Annotated in this window: 2 protein-coding genes; both read left to right on the plus strand. The window is 41.1% G+C overall.

Annotated elements, in window-relative coordinates; genetic code table 11:
* Positions 1-399: hypothetical protein (locus tag O970_RS09310; protein WP_238610634.1), on the plus strand; the 399-nt coding region annotated here is incomplete at its 5' end.
* The coding region (locus tag O970_RS09315; RefSeq protein WP_133459430.1) for a hypothetical protein at positions 356-1,374 on the plus strand (1,019 nt) is incomplete at its 3' end. The genes O970_RS09310 and O970_RS09315, both read left to right, overlap by 44 nt.

The raw sequence follows: 1,374 nt of genomic DNA on the forward strand, positions 1-1,374 counted from the left end.
AACAATGACCTTATCAAACAGGTACTAATTAGTGTAGCCTATCCACTAACTATTTTATATTACTTGGAGGGAATAAACAGAATGACTCCAAAAAGAGGGATAGAAAACAACAAGGTCCTAGATTTATTAGCCGCACAGGAAGCAGAGTTTAACCCTGAGTTAATTCATGAAGCCAATGAAAAAGCGCTACAGTTAGCGCAGGGTCAATGCGGGGTTTGCCAGCGTCAAGGTTTCCCACTATTTTTAGTCAGAAAATCGATCGTACCGATAAGTTTTAATCAGCATATTGACTGGGAAAAAGGCATGGTGAGTTTAGGCGAGCGAGAGCCGCAAACGGCATGGCAAACCTATAAATATGTCTACCGAACGCTACGCGAGGGGGATATTTATCTATTTTGACGATTTCTTACAAGGCGCACGTTATTTATTAGAATTTGAATGCGATAATAACCGTGTACAAGACTATTTTGAGCAAGACCGGCTCACCCATAAAAAGGCTAATTTAGCGGACAATAATGGCAAACTATTTATAGATAGCTTAAGACAGGGCATATTTAAACAAAATAGCGTGACATTACGCCACGCAGAACACTACACGATGGCGTTGTTCCGTGAAGCCAATAGCCATCACTTTTTTACAGCCAGTCATTTCAACTCATTAAAATCAGATAATGGGTGGCAGCAATTAAATAGCACAGCGAATAAGTATCAATCGGATAATCATTATCGTACAGAAATTGCCGCGTTAGTTTTGGAAGATAGCTTAGGCGTTGCCGAAGAGCTATCGATACAACGACGGCAACAACTATCTCTGGTGACAGAAGGGCTAGCGCGGCAAGAGCTAAAAGGCACACATCAACAACAACTAAAACAATTTCATCACTTAGTACGCAGTAGTAGCCATGATTTGATTTATGCCAAAGAGCGAACGCTAGCGAAGACGACGCTCGCCACCGCGATGCAAAGTCGCCATGGTTGTGAAACGATAGCTGACTATTATAAAGAACAAAAACAGAAGATTAATTCTTGCCCATTAGCTTATTTTAATCCTGAATTGACCTATACCCGCCGCCAATATCAACAAATAGAACGATATAAAGAATCGCTAAGGGGGGCGATGACCCAAGGGTGTGAGAATGAAGCATATCTCTTTTTATTTTATCGGGCTGAGCAGAACTATCGGCCGAGCAGGGGGGATGAAAATCACTCTCCTGATACAGAGTCGTTAATTAATAGCGATTATGTAACGTATAGCGATTATATAAGTGCAAATAATGAAATAAACCTTTTATCGGGTGAGAATAAAAGCCTAGCGCAACTGAATGAACTAGATAAAATCCGGGTTATCGACGTGGTAGGCAAAGAAGCCTTAGC

The sequence above is a fragment of the Candidatus Schmidhempelia bombi str. Bimp genome, assembly GCF_000471645.3.
GTDB lineage: Bacteria > Pseudomonadota > Gammaproteobacteria > Enterobacterales > Orbaceae > Utexia > Utexia bombi.